The 18,785-nt window shown below is 57.1% G+C and carries 20 protein-coding genes; 9 read left to right on the top strand and 11 right to left on the bottom strand.

The features are described 5' to 3' along the window. Positions 1 to 16 precede the first annotated feature (16 nt). Positions 17 to 1,318: an MFS transporter gene (locus LOY28_RS09900; protein ID WP_064616948.1), complete on the top strand. Its 1,302-nt coding sequence runs from the start codon at positions 17 to 19 to the stop codon at positions 1,316 to 1,318. A 274-nt stretch (positions 1,319 to 1,592) separates the two neighbouring features. On the opposite strand, the gene LOY28_RS09895 is transcribed toward LOY28_RS09900, so the two are convergent. Beyond that, complete coding sequence (locus LOY28_RS09895) at positions 1,593 to 3,014, bottom strand: MFS transporter (RefSeq protein ID WP_258613540.1); 1,422 nt, start codon at positions 3,012 to 3,014, stop codon at positions 1,593 to 1,595. Positions 3,015 to 3,142: 128 nt separating this feature from the next. Here LOY28_RS09895 and LOY28_RS09890 point away from each other — a divergent pair, with 128 nt between their 5' ends. Beyond that, positions 3,143 to 4,036, top strand: a complete 894-nt coding sequence (locus LOY28_RS09890; protein WP_258613538.1) for a LysR family transcriptional regulator — start codon at positions 3,143 to 3,145, stop codon at positions 4,034 to 4,036. Between the two features lie 7 nt (positions 4,037 to 4,043). On the opposite strand, the gene LOY28_RS09885 is transcribed toward LOY28_RS09890, so the two are convergent. The 3 genes from LOY28_RS09885 to LOY28_RS09875 all read right to left on the bottom strand — a co-directional run bounded on the left by LOY28_RS09885 (position 4,044) and on the right by LOY28_RS09875 (position 5,216). Further along, positions 4,044 to 4,226 carry a DUF1289 domain-containing protein gene (locus LOY28_RS09885; RefSeq protein WP_081626539.1) on the bottom strand — a complete coding sequence of 61 codons (183 nt, stop codon included), beginning with the start codon at positions 4,224 to 4,226 and terminating at the stop codon, positions 4,044 to 4,046. A gap of 3 nt (positions 4,227 to 4,229) precedes the next feature. Further along, entirely contained in the window at positions 4,230 to 4,601 is a 372-nt protein-coding gene (locus LOY28_RS09880; protein ID WP_028939704.1) for a hypothetical protein, read from the bottom strand. Positions 4,602 to 4,736: 135 nt separating this feature from the next. Further along, positions 4,737 to 5,216, bottom strand: a complete 480-nt coding sequence (locus tag LOY28_RS09875) for a GNAT family N-acetyltransferase (RefSeq protein WP_096480712.1) — start codon at positions 5,214 to 5,216, stop codon at positions 4,737 to 4,739. 386 nt (positions 5,217 to 5,602) lie between these two features. Between LOY28_RS09875 and katG the strand changes: the two genes are divergently transcribed. Both katG and LOY28_RS09865 read left to right on the top strand, forming a co-directional pair. Continuing rightward, on the top strand, positions 5,603 to 7,900 hold the full coding sequence (gene katG, locus LOY28_RS09870) for a catalase/peroxidase HPI (RefSeq protein WP_258613537.1): 2,298 nt from the start codon (positions 5,603 to 5,605) through the stop codon (positions 7,898 to 7,900). Positions 7,901 to 8,112: 212 nt separating this feature from the next. Then, positions 8,113 to 8,586: a hypothetical protein gene (locus tag LOY28_RS09865; protein ID WP_018928159.1), complete on the top strand. Its 474-nt coding sequence runs from the start codon at positions 8,113 to 8,115 to the stop codon at positions 8,584 to 8,586. Positions 8,587 to 8,895: 309 nt separating this feature from the next. Here LOY28_RS09865 and LOY28_RS09860 read toward each other — a convergent pair whose 3' ends face one another. Next, positions 8,896 to 9,225: a DHCW motif cupin fold protein gene (locus LOY28_RS09860; RefSeq protein WP_018928161.1), complete on the bottom strand. Its 330-nt coding sequence runs from the start codon at positions 9,223 to 9,225 to the stop codon at positions 8,896 to 8,898. A 105-nt stretch (positions 9,226 to 9,330) separates the two neighbouring features. Next, the gene (locus tag LOY28_RS09855) at positions 9,331 to 9,705 is read right to left on the bottom strand and encodes a tautomerase family protein (RefSeq protein ID WP_064616942.1); all 375 of its coding nucleotides are present in this window, start codon (positions 9,703 to 9,705) and stop codon (positions 9,331 to 9,333) included. Between the two features lie 108 nt (positions 9,706 to 9,813). Between LOY28_RS09855 and LOY28_RS09850 the strand changes: the two genes are divergently transcribed. Then, entirely contained in the window at positions 9,814 to 10,707 is an 894-nt protein-coding gene (locus tag LOY28_RS09850) for a LysR substrate-binding domain-containing protein (protein ID WP_111453760.1), read from the top strand. 6 nt (positions 10,708 to 10,713) lie between these two features. On the opposite strand, the gene LOY28_RS09845 is transcribed toward LOY28_RS09850, so the two are convergent. Further along, on the bottom strand, positions 10,714 to 11,607 hold the full coding sequence (locus LOY28_RS09845; RefSeq protein WP_018928164.1) for a tyrosinase family protein: 894 nt from the start codon (positions 11,605 to 11,607) through the stop codon (positions 10,714 to 10,716). Next, positions 11,594 to 12,058, bottom strand: a complete 465-nt coding sequence (locus LOY28_RS09840) for a hypothetical protein (protein WP_086945383.1) — start codon at positions 12,056 to 12,058, stop codon at positions 11,594 to 11,596. The genes LOY28_RS09845 and LOY28_RS09840 overlap by 14 nt, the downstream gene beginning before the upstream one ends. 522 nt (positions 12,059 to 12,580) lie before the next feature. On the opposite strand from LOY28_RS09840, the gene LOY28_RS09835 reads away from it, so the two are divergent. The 3 genes from LOY28_RS09835 to LOY28_RS09825 all read left to right on the top strand — a co-directional run bounded on the left by LOY28_RS09835 (position 12,581) and on the right by LOY28_RS09825 (position 14,444). Continuing rightward, positions 12,581 to 13,837 carry a hypothetical protein gene (locus tag LOY28_RS09835; protein ID WP_258613530.1) on the top strand — a complete coding sequence of 419 codons (1,257 nt, stop codon included), beginning with the start codon at positions 12,581 to 12,583 and terminating at the stop codon, positions 13,835 to 13,837. Beyond that, positions 13,804 to 14,076 carry a type VI secretion system amidase effector protein Tae4 gene (locus LOY28_RS09830; RefSeq protein ID WP_258613529.1) on the top strand — a complete coding sequence of 91 codons (273 nt, stop codon included), beginning with the start codon at positions 13,804 to 13,806 and terminating at the stop codon, positions 14,074 to 14,076. Before LOY28_RS09835 ends, LOY28_RS09830 begins: the two co-directional genes overlap by 34 nt. A 116-nt stretch (positions 14,077 to 14,192) precedes the next feature. Next, positions 14,193 to 14,444 carry a hypothetical protein gene (locus LOY28_RS09825; protein WP_258613527.1) on the top strand — a complete coding sequence of 84 codons (252 nt, stop codon included), beginning with the start codon at positions 14,193 to 14,195 and terminating at the stop codon, positions 14,442 to 14,444. A gap of 92 nt (positions 14,445 to 14,536) precedes the next feature. Here the strand turns inward: LOY28_RS09825 and mqo are convergent, their stop codons facing one another. From mqo to LOY28_RS09810, 3 genes are all read right to left on the bottom strand, one after another. After that, positions 14,537 to 16,180 (bottom strand): malate dehydrogenase (quinone), encoded by a 1,644-nt coding sequence (gene mqo, locus LOY28_RS09820; protein WP_111453755.1) that lies wholly within the window; start codon positions 16,178 to 16,180, stop codon positions 14,537 to 14,539. A 260-nt stretch (positions 16,181 to 16,440) separates the two neighbouring features. Next, on the bottom strand, positions 16,441 to 17,208 hold the full coding sequence (locus tag LOY28_RS09815) for a GNAT family N-acetyltransferase (RefSeq protein ID WP_258613525.1): 768 nt from the start codon (positions 17,206 to 17,208) through the stop codon (positions 16,441 to 16,443). Between the two features lie 77 nt (positions 17,209 to 17,285). Beyond that, positions 17,286 to 17,855 carry a YceI family protein gene (locus tag LOY28_RS09810; RefSeq protein WP_064616936.1) on the bottom strand — a complete coding sequence of 190 codons (570 nt, stop codon included), beginning with the start codon at positions 17,853 to 17,855 and terminating at the stop codon, positions 17,286 to 17,288. Between LOY28_RS09810 and LOY28_RS09805 the strand changes: the two genes are divergently transcribed. Then, complete coding sequence (locus LOY28_RS09805; RefSeq protein ID WP_258613520.1) at positions 17,854 to 18,726, top strand: DUF3885 domain-containing protein; 873 nt, start codon at positions 17,854 to 17,856, stop codon at positions 18,724 to 18,726. The genes LOY28_RS09810 and LOY28_RS09805 overlap by 2 nt on opposite strands. Positions 18,727 to 18,785: the final 59 nt, after the last annotated feature.

The following is an 18,785-nucleotide window of genomic DNA, read 5'->3' as shown; positions in this document are numbered from 1 at the left end:
GAGTGAGTACCTACACATGTCTTCCAATACGAGCAAAGGCAAAGCGATTTTTCGCGTTGTCAGCGGTAACTTTCTCGAAATGTTCGACTTCATGGTCTACGGCTTTTACGCCACGGCCATTGCCAAAACCTTCTTTCCCGCCGATAGCGCGTTTGCTTCCCTGATGCTGTCTCTGGCCACTTTCGGGGCCGGTTTCCTGATGCGTCCGCTGGGGGCGATTTTCCTCGGTGCCTACATCGACCGCCACGGCCGCCGCAAAGGCCTGATCATCACACTGGCGTTGATGGCCGCCGGCACGGTGCTGATTGCCGGTGTGCCGGGTTATGCCACGCTGGGCGTCGCGGCGCCGCTGATCGTATTGTTCGGTCGTCTGTTGCAGGGCTTTTCAGCAGGCGTGGAACTGGGCGGTGTGTCGGTGTACCTCGCCGAAATCTCCACACCGGGCCGCAAAGGCTTCTTCGTCAGTTGGCAGTCCGCCAGCCAGCAAGCCGCGGTGGTATTCGCCGGCCTGCTCGGCGTGGGTTTGAACCACTGGCTGAGCCCCGACCAAATGGGTGAGTGGGGCTGGCGCGTGCCGTTCCTGATCGGCTGCATGATCGTGCCGGCGATCTTCGTGATCCGCCGTTCGCTGGAAGAAACCCCGGAATTCCAGGCACGCAAACACCGCCCTACCCTGCGGGACATCGTCCGCTCGATCAGTCAGAACTTCGGCATCGTCCTCGCCGGCATGGCGCTGGTGGTGATGACCACGGTGTCGTTCTACCTGATCACCGCCTACACCCCGACCTTCGGCAAAGCCGAGCTGCATCTGTCGGATCTGGATGCGCTGCTGGTGACGGTGTGCATCGGCCTGTCGAACTTCTTCTGGCTGCCGGTGATGGGCGCGCTTTCCGACAAGATCGGCCGCAAACCTCTGCTGCTGGGCGCGACGATTCTGGCGATCCTCACGGCTTATCCGGCGCTGTCGTGGCTGGTGGCGAACCCCAGCTTCAGCCACTTGCTGATTGTCGAACTGTGGCTGTCGTTCCTGTATGGCTCGTACAACGGCGCCATGGTGGTGGCCCTGACCGAGATCATGCCGGTGGAAGTGCGCACGACCGGTTTCTCCTTGGCCTACAGCCTGGCGACCGCAACATTCGGTGGTTTCACCCCGGCGGCCTGTACGTACCTGATCCATGTGCTGGACAACAAGGCAGCGCCGGGGATCTGGCTCAGTGGTGCGGCGGTGCTGGGGTTGATCGCGACACTGGTGTTGTTCCGTGGCAATCGGCATGCGTTGCGCACGGCGCAAGCGGCTGTCATCAGAGGCGCTCACTAAAAGGAACGCAGTCAGGTGCAGAACCTGGAGCGGGCTTGTTCGCGAAGAGGGAGTGTCAGTAAACACTGATGTTGCCTGACACACCGCCTTCGCGAGCAAGCCCGCTCCCACATTTAATCGGCGTGCCCCATAGGTTTTAGTTCGCTTCGGTCCACATGCAGCCAAGGCGGCCCCTCTGCAAATCTGGCCTCCAGCCATGTCTTGAACGCCATGAGCGTCGACTGCGCGATGTTCAGGCAGTATCGGTATTCGATTTTAGATGAACAATATAGGCTCACTGCAGTTCATTGCTGCACACAGTGCAGCAGTCTGAAGCCCGTGGAAACAGGGCCACGGCAAGGGCCAGGATGATCAGTGCCACGGCGACGGCAAACGTTATCCGCATGCCGCTGGCAACGGCTGCGGGAGACGCGCTGGAGATGTCTGTCGTCGCCGAGGCAAGCGCAAACACCGCGCCCATCACCGAAGCTCCAGTGATCAGGCCGAGATTGCGTGACAGGCTGAGCATGCCGGAAATCACGCCGCGCTGGTCCGGGCGGATGTCGGTCATGATCGCGGTGTTGTTGGCCGCCTGAAACAACGCGTAGCTGGCCGTGATCACCGCGATGGGCGCGAGGTAACCGAGGAGGCCGAACCCCGCTGGCATCATTGATAAAGCACTCGCGCCGAGCGCCATTGTCGCGAGCCCGAGACGGGTCATGCGCCGAGTGCCAAAACGGTCCACCAGGCGACCGGCCGGCACGCCGGTCAATGCAGCCACCAACGGTCCGACCGACAAGGCGAAACCGACAAGTGCCGTGCCGAGGCCAAGCGCACCCGAGAGATAAAACGGCCCGACCACCAGCGTCGCCATCATCACCGTCGAAACGAGCGCGCTCATGGCCAGGCTGGCGCTCAATCCCTGTTGGCGGAACAGCGCTAATGTGATCAATGGCGATGCGACCGTGGCCTCGACGAAGATGAAAAGCCCAACGCCGAAAACAGCCGCCAGTAGCAGCGCGACATTGAGCGTTCCAAAATCACCGTGCCCGAGCGTCATGGCCAGCGCGTACGCCGCGAGCGTCAGCGCCAGCAGCAACGTGCCGGCCTTGTCGAACCCCACCCGCCCTGCTTTCGCCCGCTGAACATCCGCCGGCAAATAGCGATATGCGAGCCAGATGTTCAGCACACCCAACGGTATGTTGATCAGAAAAATCGCCTGCCAGCCAACGCTGGCAATCAACACCCCACCGAGCGACGGCCCCAGCGTGGTGCCGATCGCCGACATCGTTCCGAGCAACCCCATGGCGCTGCCGGTCTGCGCTTTCGGCACCGTCTCACCGACAAACGCCACGGTCAGCGCCAGCATGATCGCCGCCCCAAGCCCCTGCACCGCCCGGGCGCCGACCAGCCACCCAAGCGACGGCGCAACACCGCAGGCCAGCGATGACAGGGTAAAAATGGCGATGCCCACCAGTAGCAAACGCCGACGGCCGAGCATGTCGCCGAGCCGTCCGACGCTGACGATCAGCGTGGTGATCGCCAGCAGATACGCCAGAACAATCCACTGCACGTGTTGGAAGGAAGCATCGAACGCCTCGGCCAACGTCGGCAATCCCGCATTGGCGATGCTGGTGTCGAGTGAAGGCATCAACATCGACAGCGAAAGACTCGCAAGCGCCCAGCGCACCGAACCTGATTGAGTAATGGATTTCATTGTCTGGCCACGTCTGAAAGGTAGAGCAGCAGCGTATGCCCGTGCGTGACAAGGCGGAAGGCGCAGCATTTGCACTTGATAGATGCGTTTGACGCCATGTCAGCCCCGCGCCGTGCTAACGTTGCGGCATGACCACTCCCGATCTCAATCTGCTGATTACCCTGGACGTGCTGCTCGCCGAAGGCAGCGTCGCCCGCGCCGCCCAACGACTGCGGCTGAGCCCGTCGGCCATGAGCCGAGCGCTGGCGCGGTTGCGCGAAACGACAGGCGACCCGCTGCTGGTCCGGGCCGGACGCGGCCTGGTGCCGACGCCACGAGCGCTTGAATTGCGCGAACACGTCAGTCGATTGGTGCAAGACGCCGAAGCGGTTTTGCGCCCCGCCGAACAGCTCGACCTCAAGCAACTGGTTCGAACATTCACGCTGCGCACCAGTGACGGTTTCGTCGAAAACTTCGGCCCGGCGCTGATCGCCCGCGCCGGTGAGCAAGCCCCCGGCGTGCGTTTGCACTTCGTGCAGAAGCTGAGCAAGGACAGCGCCGCACTTCGCGACGGCTCGGTCGATCTGGAAACCGGTGTGGTCGGCGGCACGACCAGCCCGGAAGTGCGCACCCGTGCATTGTTCGAGGATCGTTTTGTGGGCGTCGTTCGCACGGGGCATCCGCTGAGCGAGGGCGAGATCACTGCCTCCCGTTACGCCGCTGGCCGGCACATCCTGGTCTCACGGCGCGGGCTCGATAAGGGGCCGATGGATGAAGCGTTGGAAGCGCTGGGACTGCAGCGGGAAATCATCACCGTCGTCGGCGGTTTCTCGGCCGCCCTGGCGCTGGCTCGCGCCTCGGACCTGATCGCCACCGTGCCTGCCCGACATACCCAAAACCTGCGCACCGGCCTGCACAGTTTCGAGCTGCCGTTCGAACTGCCGCCGATCACCATTTCGATGCTGTGGCATCCACGGATGGATGCCGATTCGGCGCATCGGTGGCTGCGTGAATGTGTTCGAGAGGTTTGTGCGCGGCCCTGAGGAACCCTCAACCCTTCCTTTTCTGAAGCCCCTTCAACCGCACACTCGCCCGCTGCGCCGCCGCCATTTTTTCCGGGCGCTTCATGCGTTTCCACTTTCTGATGTCGTCCTTGGTGCGACCACAACTGACACACAGTTCACCACTGAGCTGGCAAACGGAAATACACGGATTTTCGATATCCTTGGCCACGGCTCAACCTCGCGTCGAGCGCTTGGGCGCCAGGCGTTGCTGCCAGTTGCCGCCATTGGCGCGCTGACATTGCTCTTCAGAATCAAACTGCACATGGGCCGCGACCGGGCTGACGAGAACGTCCGCTTCATTTAATGCTACGGCCGTCAGTTCGACCATGCGCTCGCCCTGCCCGCTCGCCAGCGCCTGATCCTTATGGGCCTGCGTATCGAAGACCCAGATCACCCGCAGGCTGGATGGAAAGGCGTCGTAATCGATTTCGTGGGTCAACCAGCAAAACCCGACTATTTCCGCCTTGGCTGTTTCGCACGCCTCGGTCAGAGTGGCGACCAGGCGACGTTCGATGTGTGCCTGATCGCGTTTGCTTAAAGACATCGGGTGGATCCTTGGGTGGCGGTCAACGGAAAAGGCCCATCATACGTGACCTCACTCGCCTTTTCGGCTCGTTCCGTAAACAAGACACGGAACGAATGCGAAGTTGATTTTCTCCTCAGACCTGCCGCCATCGTCCTACTTGCTTGTCTTTCGCATGTGTATCAGCGCGACACGGCGCCCATCCTGCGACACCCGCTCCTCAACCCCAAACGGCACAAACCCGAGCTGCGGATACAAAAGCAGCCCCGCCGTGTTCTCGTTGAAACACGAAAGCTGCACCTCGCTTGCCCGATGACGTTCAAACGCCAGCCCCACCATCGTTTCCACCAAAAACCGCGCGACACCTTTCCCCCGAGCCTTGGGTGAAACGATCACATTGCCGATCGCGCAAACGCCATCGCGTTCAAACGAATAAAAGTTAGCAAAACCGACAACAGCATTATCCCCTTCAACCACCGTTGAGTCCGAGCGTTGAGCTATCGATGCAAGCAGCTGAGCCTCCGTCAGCGGGTACTGCGCCTTCGGGAACATGAAAAAAAGCTCTTGGGGCGTTTGAGGAAAGTCGCAAATCGTCAACACGTCTTCAGCACTGACGGGGCGGTGGGTTAGCAGCATTGGTTTGGTTCCATCCAAAGGTCGATGCGACAGATTACGTTTTGCCGGCGCTGGATAAAAGAAACGCGTAACAGCGACTCCATCTCGACGGCTCAGATAAAAGACTATCCCTATCACCTCCCAATACTCCCCCTATTAGCTGACTGCTTTATAGGCGTCTACCCTTACTGGAGCGCTGGCATCAGCCGGCCGGTTGAGACCTGAGAAGAGATACGAATGAGTCAGGAAACGTACTAGGCTTGCCGTGGGCCACCGTGCTGGCAACTCGATTGCCGCTATCCGGATTTCCCGTGTGACCACGACGATCAATTGATCGCACGGCTGCAGCCTATGTCATTGATTCCGCTCGTCGCTATTGCGTGCCCAACCCCGGGCCGGATAGCCGGATGAACACGACCAAAGGTAGCGCACACATGGCAAATGAATCGAAATGCCCGTTCAATCACGCCGCCGCTGGCGGTGGCACGACGAACCGCGATTGGTGGCCGAACCAACTGAATCTGAAGATCCTGCACCAGAACTCGCGGCTGTCCGACCCCACGGACGAGGGTTACGACTACGCCGAAGCGTTCAAAAAACTGGATTTTGCGGCGGTCAAGCAAGACCTGCATGCACTGATGACTGATTCACAAGACTGGTGGCCTGCGGACTTCGGTCACTATGGGCCACTGTTTATTCGCATGGCCTGGCACGCCGCCGGCACGTACCGCGTCGGTGACGGTCGTGGGGGTGCCGGCTCCGGTCAGCAGCGCTTCGCCCCGCTCAACAGTTGGCCGGACAACGTCAGCCTCGACAAGGCGCGCCGGCTGCTTTGGCCGATCAAGCAAAAGTACGGTCGCAACATCTCCTGGGCTGACCTGATCGTCCTCACCGGCAACGTTGCACTGGAGTCGATGGGCTTCAAGACCTTTGGCTTTTCCGGCGGCCGGCCAGACGTCTGGGAACCGGATGAGGCCGTCTACTGGGGCTCCGAAAACAAGTGGCTGGCAGGTGACACCCGCTACGAAAAAGACAAAAAAGAACCCATGCAAGAACCCGGCGAAGGTCCTCTCGTCGCTGAGCCGGGGAAAAATGAGGACAGCCGCACCGAGGGCGAACGCAACCTGGAGAACCCGCTCGCCGCCGTGCAAATGGGCCTGATCTACGTCAACCCCGAAGGCCCGGAAGGCAACCCGGACCCGGTCGCTGCGGCGATAGATATCCGCGAAACCTTCGGGCGCATGGCAATGAATGATGAAGAAACCGTGGCGCTGATCGCTGGCGGCCACGCTTTCGGCAAAACCCACGGCGCCGGCCCTGCCGACAACGTCGGTCCCGAGCCCGAAGCCGCTGGCCTTGAACAACAGGGCCTGGGCTGGAAGAGCACTTTCGGCAGCGGCAAAGGCGGCGACACCATCACCAGCGGCCTGGAAGTGACCTGGACCACCACGCCGACCAAATGGAGCAACAACTACCTGGAAAACCTGTTCGGCTTCGAGTGGGAACTGACCAAGAGCCCTGCGGGCGCCAACCAGTGGACGGCGAAAGGTGGTGCCGGCGCGGGCATCATTCCGGATGCTCACGACCCGTCCAAGCGGCGTAATCCGACCATGCTGACCACGGACCTGTCGCTGCGATTCGACCCGATCTATGAGCCGATTTCGCGGCGCTTCCTCGCCAATCCGGATCAGTTGGCCGACGCCTTCGCCCGCGCCTGGTTCAAACTGATCCACCGCGACATGGGCCCCCTCACCCGCTACCTCGGCCCGGAAATGCCCAACGAAGTACTCCTGTGGCAAGACCCGATCCCGCCGGTCGACCATGCCTTGGTCAACGACAGCGACATCGCCGCACTCAAGGGCAAGCTCCTGGCCAGCGGCCTGACCGTCTCGCAACTGGTGTCGACCGCCTGGGCAGCGGCCTCCACCTTCCGCGGCTCCGACAAACGCGGCGGCGCCAACGGCGGACGCCTGCGCCTGGCCCCGCAGAAATCCTGGCAGGCCAACCAGCCTGAGCAACTGGCGAGCGTGTTGGCGAAACTCGAAAGCATCCAGAACGAGTTCAACAGCGCGCAAACCGGCGGCAAGAAAATCTCCCTGGCCGACCTGATCGTGCTGGCCGGTTGTGCCGGCGTCGAACAAGCGGCAAAAAATGCCGGCCATACCATCACGGTGCCTTTCACACCGGGACGCATGGACGCCTCGCAAGAGCAAACGGACGTTGAATCCTTCGGCTACCTCGAACCCGCCGCCGATGGCTTCCGCAACTACCTCAAAACCCGCTACAGCGTACCGGCCGAGGCACTGCTGATCGACAAGGCACAGCTGCTGACCCTCACCGCGCCGGAAATGACCGTGCTCATTGGTGGCCTGCGCGTGTTGAACACCAACGTCGGCCAAACCCAACACGGCGTGTTCACGAAGCAACCGGGAGCGTTGACCAACGACTTCTTCAAAAACCTGCTCGACATGGGCGTGGAATGGAAACCGGTGTCGGAGGCCAACGAGGAATTTGAAGGACGTGATCGCAAAACCGGCGACCTCAAATGGACGGGGACGCGTGTTGATCTGGTGTTTGGCTCGAATGCACAGCTGAGGGCGTTGGCTGAGGTTTATGCCAGCAACGACGCGAAGGAGAAGTTTGTGAAAGACTTCGTGGCAGCCTGGGTCAAGGTGATGAATCTGGATCGGTTTGATCTGAGGTGATGCTGGCGCTCAATCCAGCGTGAAAAAAGCCCACTGACCGTTACTGGTTCAGTGGGCTTTTCAAGTCTGGGTACACGACGGCTGTCACGCCATCAACGTCGCCCTGGCTCAAGCCAAAGTGGAACCGAATCACTAGCGATATAGGTATTTCCCGACTAGGGTTCTCAGTAGCGCATCACCGACGTGGCGAACCGAAGGAGCCAGATCAATTGATGAGGTCTTTTTGTGTCGCGGTCGCATTCGTAGCGCCCATCGTGTTGTCCACCACGGTCACGGCTGAAGTACTTGCGCATAAGACAGCGCTCGCTTTTGTTGCTCAAACCCATGTGGGTGACAGCCTGCCAACACTGGCACTGCTGGCGGCAAAGAAAACGCAAACCTTTGCGATGCTCATTGAAAAGTTAGGAAGTGAAAAAGCACACAGTGCCGTATCGAGCGAAATTGACGCGCTACTTCCGCAGTACCAGCCGAAATGGAATCAAAATCTTGCTGCGGCTTATGAGAAGTCTTTTACTGAAGAAGAGCTGTTATCACTCGCGTCTGAAGGCCAGGCATCCAAATACGCTGGCAAAGTGCTGGAACGGCGAACTGACATCGGCAGAGACATGCAGTCCAGCTCTACCCCGATACTGATTGCCCTTGTATCCGAGGCACTTAAAGCGGCCTATTCCAAGCATATTCGTTGAGGCGGTCTTGGCCCCCCTGCCATCAGCTTGTCCGAAGAAAACCAACGCCTCCCAGTGTGGAGGCGTTGTGCTTTTTGCTGATCGCAGGACGAGACTAAACGGGAGAAATCGTAGCCAGCGCGCCAATCAAAATGGTCAACACCAGAAATCCACCCAGGAAAATTGCCATCTTGCCCATGGGGCCTCCTACGCTATGAGTTTGCGGTGCAGCGGTTACCGCCACTGCTGACCGTGCCGTCATTGTGAGCCGCAGGCTGATCCCATTACAGATGCAGATAGCCAAGAAAAATACGGATCAGATCCGACGCATCAATCCACAATGAACAACTTCGCACCGCTGGTGGTAAACGAGCGGTGCCCCTCGGCATCGTTGCCCACCTGATAGCTCATTCCGGCAGTCAGTGTGAACTGGCGGCCATCTTCCAGTTCTGTGTGTAGCTCGCCTTCCAGGCACAACAGGATATGACCTCTCCAGCACCAGTGATCGGCCAGATATCCGGGGCTGTATTCAACCATCCGCACACGCGTTGAACCAAACTGGCAGGTCCGCCAATAGGCCATGCCCGTCTGGCCGGCATGTTCGACCGGTTCGATCTTCGACCAATCGGTAGTCCCAAAGGGGATGGCGGTAAGGTCCATTATTGCCTCATCAACTTGAAGTGAATACGGACCCTATCAACCGGGCCACGCTGCCGATAGACACAGATAGCCCACATTTACGGAATACAGGCTTGAGAGCAAAAACTAGTTGCCCCGCCCGCCACCAAACGACCACTCATCTGCCGCGGTCGTGGTAATCACCACCATCACGTCCTCAGAATCGATGCCCGGCGCTCGGCCCAGTTTCTCGACCAGATTGCGATAAAAACGCTGTTTCGTCTCGATGTCTCGAGGGCGACCGGCAGTAATCGCGATCAGCACAAAGTCATCACTACGAGGACCGCCCAGGTAGTCGGGATCAAAGATCAGCTCGCCCGTTTCATGTTGGTGAATGACCTGGAATCGATCAGCCATCGGCACTTCGAAGCTTTCTACCAAGGCGTCGTGCAGCCCTTGTGAGAGGGCCTGTAAATACTCGGCAGACTTTCCCCGGTGCAGTGAAATACGTGCAAATGGCATTAAGACCTACTCCTGAAAATCCAACTGACAGGGGAAAACTATCAAGTCGCGATCATTCCGAATATCAGATTTAATAGCGGCTTTAGTCCCGAATTAATGGATGATTCGATGCGCCGTCCGACCTTCGATCTTGATGTGCTGCGTACTTTCGTGACCGGCGTGGAGTTCAACAGCTTCGCCAAGGCGGCGGATCGGCTCAATCGCTCGACGTCTGCCGTGAGCGCACAACTCAAGAAGCTTGAGGAACAGGTAGGCACGCCAGTGCTGTCAAAATCCGGTCGAGGGCTGGTGTTGACGCCGGTGGGTGAAACCCTGCTCAGCCATGCACGCCGACTGCTTGAACTGAACGACAGCATTTTCCAGACCCTGCACGAAAGCCAGACCGCCGCCACGGTACGCCTGGGGCTTCAGGAAGACTTTGGCGAACACTTTCTCAGCGACATTCTGCGACGCTACGTCAAGATGTACCCGATGGTGAGCCTCGAAGTCAGGATCGCGCGCAATGCCGAACTGCTTGCATTGATCGACAGCGGCGGCCTGGACCTGGCCCTGTCTTGGGACACAGGGCACAAGTCCCCCTACGCCACGCACCTGGGTGAAACGCAGATGCACTGGATCGGGCCTCGTGACTCGCCCCCCATCAACCGCTCTGTCGATTCCCCCCTGCCATTGATCATGTTCGACGCCCCTTGCGTGTTGCGCAGCGCGGCCACCCAGGCACTGGATGAGGCGCGGATTCCCTGGCGAATCGCGCTGACCAGCCCCAGCGTTGGTGGAATCTGGGCGGCCGTTGCGGCCGGTTTGGGCCTCACGTTGCGAACCCGCATTGGTCTGCCAGGGCATCTCGCCGTGATTGCCGGTCTACCCCCGCTGCCGACCCTCGGCTATGTGCTTTATCGAGGGGCAGAACACTTGGCGCCTGCCCCCCGACAATTGGCTGCGTTGATACAAACGAGTCTGCAAGAGCAGGCGCTCAGTATGACTAGAGACTCCCCCGCTTGATGCTGCCTAAAGCAGGTCGCTCAAAGTGTCGTACTTGTAGTACTGGCTGTAATTCAGAACATCTCGAGGTGTCACCTTTTCCGGAAAAGGGCTGTACATCGGGTCATCGATCCGATGGAACTTGAGCGTATCGGGAGCCGCTGCGTCAGGTACGTAAGCGGCGGCGGGATGCTTCGCTTGCCATGCCGCCCAGAGCCGGTCGACATTGCAATGATGCAGAAAGAACACCGGGTCGTTTGGCGAAGACGACAACCCCATGTCACCGCCGACCCACACATGGACGTTGTTGTGAATGCGTTCTTTGCCAGTCCATCCCTCGATGTAGTTGCGCGCACCACCGGTGGATTGCGCCGCGTCGTAGGGCACTTTGTCATACAGGGTATTTTCCTGGATGACCTTGCGTACATTGGCTCGGCTGGGCAGCGCCCCACCTCCCCCCAGATAACGCACCAGGGGGCGGTTTACCCGGCCCAGTTCCATGGTGCGGCCATCACCCATCAGTCGTACCCGCCACTTCCCGTCCACGAACTGTCCAAGGTACTGATTCGACCAGATGACTGATGTCCTGGGGTCCTGAAGTTCCGCGTCAGTGTTCCAGTCCCAATAGGGAATTCGAAAGTGTGGGTCATTTACCGCTTTGCGAAGCAACGATTCCAGCCGCACTAGAAAGTAGCGATGCCACGGTAAAAATGATGGGCCTCCATGCGCAGCATTCCTGGCCATCTGCCCCGCAGGCGTTGAAATCATCATGGCCCGGTGGTGCCAGGCCACCAAGGAGTCATAAATCGAGAGATTGGCCTGCCCAGGCCAGGGATTCAGCGCAGGATCCTTGAGCAGCTTCACCCCTTCGACGTATTTCTGAAGCGCCGCGAGATCTTTGACAGCATTAGACCTGATCATGATGTGCTCCGTGATCATGGTGAACGGGATGGTCGGAGTGCTCTCCCCCGTCGCCATTGCCCTTGGCGAAAGACTCGGGATAGGCATCGATCACCGCTGTCATCAAATCGAGAGCCGATCCGTAAGAAACGAATGGAGTGGCATGCGTATGGACCTGTCCAGCATCGTCCACAAACAGATGCGCCTGGACCGGGGCCCCATCCACCTCCACCTGGTAGGTGGTCACGATCCGGACAACGTGCCCTTTGTGATTAATCTCGCGAACCGTCCTGGCCTCATGGCCTGCATGCGGGTCCACGTACTCGGGAAACTGCTCCTTGATCCACGCAGGGTGCATTTTGTCAGGATCAGTGATGGATATCTCGGCGAGAGCAGCTATGTCGGGCGGGCTCGACAGCACGTTGGCTTCGGTAGCTGAGGGTTCAGGGCTGGAGACATTTTTCCTTGTCATGATTCCTCCTGGAGTGTGCCCCCGGACGATTGCCCGGACTGGCTGGAGAAAGTGTAGTTGGTGATGGGTAGAGATGCTGTTGAAGCCAGAATAATGGGACCGGATGCATCTCTCCTGGGGGGCGGACATTCAGTTTGAACACGGCTGCCAGTCCTCTGATCCCTTGCCAGGAAAGAATGATCAGTGGTGAGCCTTGACTTCATGGCTACCAGTTATATGCCTGGACTGGTTGAGCACAGGCAGTTGGTGACCGTAGATACCGCCTTGAACTTCACCTACTCCTGCGGATCAATCTGACCCAACAGGATATTGACGTCAAAAAACAGAAGTCGCGCGATTACAGCTAAGGGGTTGGGCGTGAAATATAGGCCTATGATTTATATAGACTTTTAAAAAAGTCGGAATTGGTAGCGCAGAGTTATCTAGAGGCTTCTATTATTTCGTTATCGCCGAATTCGGCCCAATCATTATTATGCGTCAACGACAACGCAAGCCCTTAATCAACAATTATGGGAGGGTAACATGTCGACAAAAAAAATAACTGCCTTACTCGTGCTGGCTTTTAGCTTTTTCGGAGTGACGAGTTGTGCCAACATAAGAAATTATTCAGAAGTCTCAAGCGAAAGAAACAAGAGCATTGTTCCTGATATCGACTATTATGACCTTGCATACAATGTAGATGTTATTGTGCTTCCTGCAGAAATAAAAACCAAAGAAAATGCAGATACAGACAACAACTTTCCAGGTGAATTACAAATTTCAAACTGGGGAAATTCCATCAAGAATGCGACCCAGAAAGAAATTCATAACAGTGATCGCTTTATCGAATTTGGACATTACAGCGGCCGCATTGAAATAAGTACAGAAATATCTTCAGTATCTATAAGCAACGCCCGAGGCGGGACTCGATCGAAATGCAATGTTGTTTACACATATAAAGATTTAGCGGCAGGAAAAATACTCTCCAGGCATGACAGTGCCATTGAATTAATAGCGCCCCCCTCTGCCATACCAAAAACCAGCAATAGCTTTTCTTACAGCCTTGATCAACTGACATATGCTATTGCTCGCGAGGCGATTTCTGGCCTCATTCGATTGTCGCCTGTTGCCGACATCCAGCTAACGCAGAAGCAAGTGAAATTTTATAATTCAAATATCAAAAGAAAACCCAACCAAATTATTAGCTACGTGCCGATTGACAGTCTTATCCACAAGAACAAAAAAGAACTGAACTCTGCTTTTTCAATGGCCAAGAAAACGCAAAAAAACAGCAATAAGTCGACGAAAAAAAACAAGCCAACAGTTAAATTAGACACCGTCTCCGCTCCCGCCGCCCACCCTCTGGAATCTAATAAAGCTAGTGATACACCCACCGCAAAAACCGTGACATCGAGTGACAACCCTGTCAGTCAGAACTCAAGCCAGGCTGCGACTGAAAACAAGAAAGACGATAGTAATTCAAGCGAAATAGCTAGTTCATCGGAGCGCTTGAAGGATGGGGCCATTAAAAACAATGAGCCCAATGATGACAGCAGTGGATATATAGCCACCCCGGAAAACCATCAACCTCAAATCGATGTATCGGCAGAGCAAGAAAGAGCATTGGATGAATGTTTGAAGAAGGAAAAAGAAAAGTTACAGGGAGCGACTGACAATGTCGCTTCACGTACCGGATATACAACCGTGTCGGGACTCTATCAACCTCAAAACAAGATATTAGCAGTGCAAGAAAGAGCAATGGATGAATGTTTGAAGAAGGCAAAGGCAAAGTTACGGTGAGCGACTGGCAATGCTGCTTCACGTACCGGATATACAGCCGCGCCGGGACGGCAGCAGAAGAAATCGCGCAGGCGTTAAGCCAAGCCAAAATACCCGGGCTGCACGCCATCAAAAAGATAAAGCCGAAGGACTTCGAAGATGATCTTGAAGGGCAACAAGGCATCATTTTCTTCAAGGATTTCTGGCGCCGAGGAAACGAGACCTTCGGCAATCGCAGCGGCGATCATATCGATCTATGAAACGGGCGTAGATTAACGGACTGGATGAGCTACCCTCGTATCCAGCTGGGGATTTCCATTGAGGGCAGCTTCTCCGACTACCACGAGTCGAAGGAAATATGGTTTTGGAAGGTCATATGAAAATTGTTAAAGGGACATTGTTCGTCATCCTTGTTGTTGCCCTGGCCGTTGGGGCGTTTAATTTGATATTCGTGGCAGTGTCTGGCTACTTTGAGCCGTTCTACGAGAGTGAGGCAGACCAAAGTCGAAACTTTGCGATTTGGCTTTTGGGTAATGCGGGGGTTGGGTTGCTTTCGGCTGTCATGGGTGTCGTTTTGTATCGGCGATATCTGCGACACGCGAACACCACGAACACCACGAACACGTAGGAGCTACCGAAGGCTGCGATCTTTTGATCTTTCGCCCACAAAAAAGCCCACTGACCGTCACCGGTTCAGTGGGCTTTTGACAGGGCTTCTAGTTACAGAGCCATATCCGTCGCAGCATTGGCCTTCGGCGCCTTAGCCGGAGCAGCCGGAGCAGCAGCCGGAGCCGCCACCTGACCAATCGCCGGCGGCGGAGTCAGCTCCAGCACCTTGGCGGTGTAAGCCCACTCTTGAGCCACTTTCTCAGGGCTGTTGTTCAGCTGAGTGCCATAGCTTGGCACGATCTGGTGCAGTTTTTCCTGCCAGGCTGGGGTGGCAACCTTGTCCTTGAACACTTTCTGCAGCACGGTCAGCATGATCGGTGCGGCAGTCGATGCGCCTGGCGATGCGCCCAGCAGGCCGGCGATGGTGCCGTCTTGCGAAGCAACGATTTCGGTACCCAGCTTCAGCACGCCACCGGCGGCTTCATCACGCTTGATGATTTGCACGCGCTGGCCGGCTTGCCACAGGCGCCAGTCTTCGGCTTTGGCATTCGGGAAGTATTCTTTCAGGGCATTCATGCGGTCTTCGTCAGACAGCATCAGTTGGCCTGCCAGATACTCGACCAGTGGGTATTCCTTGATGCCGACGCGGGTCATTGGCCACACGTTGTGCGTGGTGGTGGTGCTCAGCAGGTCCAGGTACGAGCCTTCTTTGAGGAACTTGGTGCTGAAGGTCGCGAATGGGCCAAACAGGATGACGCGCTTGCCGTCCAGGACACGGGTGTCCAGGTGCGGAACCGACATTGGCGGTGCGCCAACGGAGGCTTTGCCGTAGGCCTTGGCCAGGTGTTGTTCGGCGATGGCCGGGTTATCGGTGACCAGGAACGAGCCGCCAACCGGGAAGCCTGCGTATTCCTGAGCTTCAGGAATGCCGGACTTCTGCAGCAGGTGCAGTGCACCGCCGCCCGCGCCGATGAACACGAACTTGGCGTCGGTTTCGGTTTTGGTGCCGTCTTTCAGGTTTTTGTAGCTGACGCGCCAGCTGCCGTCTGCGTTCTTGGTGATGTCTTGCACTTCGCTAGACAACTTCAAGTCGAACTTCGGCGTGGTTTGCAGGTGCGCGACGAACTGGCGGGTGATCTCGCCAAAGTTCATGTCGTTACCGAGCGGGCTCCAGGTGGCCGCGACTTTCTGGTTCGGGTCACGCCCTTCCATCATCAGCGGAACCCATTTCTTGATCACTGCCGGGTCTTCGGAGTACTGCATGCCGGCGAACAGCGGGCTTGCTTGCAGGGCTTCGTAGCGCTTCTTCAGGAACTTGATGTTGTCATCGCCCCACACAAAGCTCATGTGCGGAGTGGAGTTGATGAACGAACGCGGGTTCTTCAGCACGCCTTGCTGAACTTGCCAGGCCCAGAACTGACGGGAGATCTGGAAGGCTTCGTTGATTTCAACGGCTTTCGTGATCTGAACTTTGCCATTCTCGTCTTCCGGGGTGTAGTTCAACTCGGCCAGGGCGGAGTGACCGGTACCGGCGTTGTTCCAGCCGTTGGAGCTTTCCAGGGCGACGCCATCGAGGCGCTCTACCATTTCCATCGACAAGTCGGGTTCCAGCTCATTGAGCCATACACCCAGCGTTGCACTCATGATGCCGCCGCCAATGAGCAGCACATCGACTTTCTTTGCCTCCGCGTAAGCGGACGTGATCCCCATCGACAAAGCCAGCCCCAGCAGGGCTGTGTTCAGTTTCTTAAACATTTGTAGCACCTATGATAAACGCCATCCGCCTCCAACCCTCATTCATGAGCAACCCAGGTTCACGGGTACGCAGGCAGCGTGCCGCGGGTTTCTGCATTCAGAAAGATTTGAAGGTGGGCACACAAGGCCGACGTGTCTCCATCGACCTCAGTTATATGTCCCTCGTGCACTGACTTCTTATCATTATTGGCTCAGCTACTTGAGCGACATTGATTCTGCCGCACGTCTGTGGACGTACGAACCGAATAAGTCAAACCAAGTTAATGCGACAGAATATCACGCCTCGGCCAGCCTGCGCGCCCGAAAGGACTCGACAGTCTAGACGGGACGAGGCCCGTGCTCGGCGTTTTGCTCAAACGATCCAGCACAAACGCCTTGGCGTTGCGCGTCATTTGGTCGAGATGCCGGTCGCGCTGCTTTTCCGCATCGATCATTGCCCGCTTGCCGTGTTTTTGCAGCAGATACGTATGTATCTGCCGCACCTCCAAAGAACTGTAGATCGAGGTGACATCCAACAGGCCCATCAGGCCTTCGGTGCCGTGATCCCGGGTGTTCATCAGCACCTGAGTGCCGCGCACGCCCAGCACTTGAAAACCCATCGACTCGAACCACGGCACCTTGGCGACGGTGCATGTCAACTCGGCATGGGGGTAGCAACCGAGCATGTCTTGCAGCATCGCCCGCGCGACACCCTGTCGCCGGTGACTGGCCTGCACCGCCATGTACGCCACGCCGCAGGCCTCGGGATCGTCCTTGACCGGCAGGTACAGCAAAAACCCGATGACCTTCTCGGGATCTTCATCATCCATGGCGACGATCAACTCGACCGCAATGCCTTTGGCGCCGCCGAGCGCTTCCAGGTAGAGATGAACCTCATAGCCCACCGCGTATTGATAGACGTTGTACAACGGGTTGCTCGGCGCGATGCCTACCATGCTGATGTCGGTCAGGTTGTCGACGACCATCTGCAGAATCTGGCTGTTGATGGGCTCCGGGCATGGAGTGGCAAAGTGGGTGAGCTGGGGCATTGCGTTTCTGACTCCGGATCAAGGCTTACTGAACATCAGCCCGGCCATTGTCACAGATCGAGCCCCTCGCAGGAAAATCAACGCTGCGGCGCGACGATGCGGAAGCGGATGTCGATGTCGTTGGAGACCACCGTATCGGCCCACTCCCCCTCCCCGATCTTGAAGTCACTGCGTTTGAGAATGATGTTGCCGTCGAAAATCCCGATGGCCTGCTCCGGCTTCAACAGCACCTTCACCTGCAACTCGCGCGTCATGCCCCTGAGGTTAAGTTTGCCGGTGATCAGATAGCGCTGATTGCCCAGCGCTTTCACCCGGGTCGATTCAAAGGTCGCCACCGGATAGTCCGCCGTATTGAACCAGGCAGGCTTTTGCAGCTCGGTATTAGCATCGCTGCTGCCGGCATCGATGCTGGCAAGGTCGATGGTCATCCTGGCATGGGCCGCGGTGGGGTTTGCCGTGTCGAAATCGAGCGTGGCGTCGAATTTGCCGAAGGTGCCGTACACCCTGGAGCCGAACTGGTTATAGGTGAAGGAGATCTTGCTGGCGGTGGTGTTGACCCGGGTGTATTCAACGGCTTGGGCACAGGGCAAGACGCCGATCGTGAGGATGGCGAGCAATGCGGCTAAACGCGGGAATCGAAGAGACATGGAATTCTCCGGGTGGAATGCCCTTCAGGGATTGAAGTGCAGCACCCGTGTGGCTGCGATAGCTGGACTTAAGCAAATATTCGAGGGTTATTCCAGCCCAGCAGAGCCCCCGCTCCTCAAAAGCCCGGCCCCACGGGTCTTTGGACTCGCCGGAAAGCCCGATGTGCCTAAAGTTGTGCTCTTGGCCGCCGACTCCCTTTTACTAACTCCTCTTACGAAGGACCGTAAAGTAGTGAACCTACAGCGTGAAATTGACGAGGTTTTCGAAAGAAAAGCCTTCGAACGGCCACTGTTCTATTCCTACCCGGGAGGTTTGCGATTCAGCCTTTCCGAAAAGGGAACTGCCATTGAACAGTTTCTCCTGGCGCTTCAAAAAGCACGGTGCATTTGCGAGGACATATTCTCCGAGGAAGGATCGCTCGTTGTCTGTCTTCGTGTTCGTTCCGGAGCAAATCCATTTGCACACCGACCTGTTCTAGCGGAGCTTCGGGCGGCCGGTATCAAGATCCCCTCGAATCATTCCCGATGGCTTAACCCCATTCATCCGGACAATTGGTTTAATGAACATGAAGAAGAGCATTGGGTAAATGTCGCCTTTCATGCCCCATTGTCGCTACTTCAGAACTTTCTATGGTGTGCATTGGCGAAGGACATTGGAGACATTCGGCCCCGCCCGTTTTGTGACATCTACTTTTTCAACCTGAACCTGCAGGTTATGGCATTTCCCTACGATGATCGCGGCATGGATGTCGTCGGACCGAACAGGACTGCCCTGGCGCAGCTGTATCAGAAACATCAGCATTTTTTACTAACCCATGATCGACCAGTGATGGATGAGGTATTCGGAGTCCAGGAACCCCATTGTAGATAACGCTGACAACGACGCCTGGACTCCAAAAAATTTGGGCTCGATGGGGCGTGAAACAACCC

Origin of the sequence: Pseudomonas sp. B21-017 (assembly GCF_024749245.1) — a bacterium.
Lineage (GTDB): Bacteria > Pseudomonadota > Gammaproteobacteria > Pseudomonadales > Pseudomonadaceae > Aquipseudomonas.
Note: the sequence above shows the minus strand (reverse complement) of the source record. Positions and strands in the feature narration are given on the sequence as shown.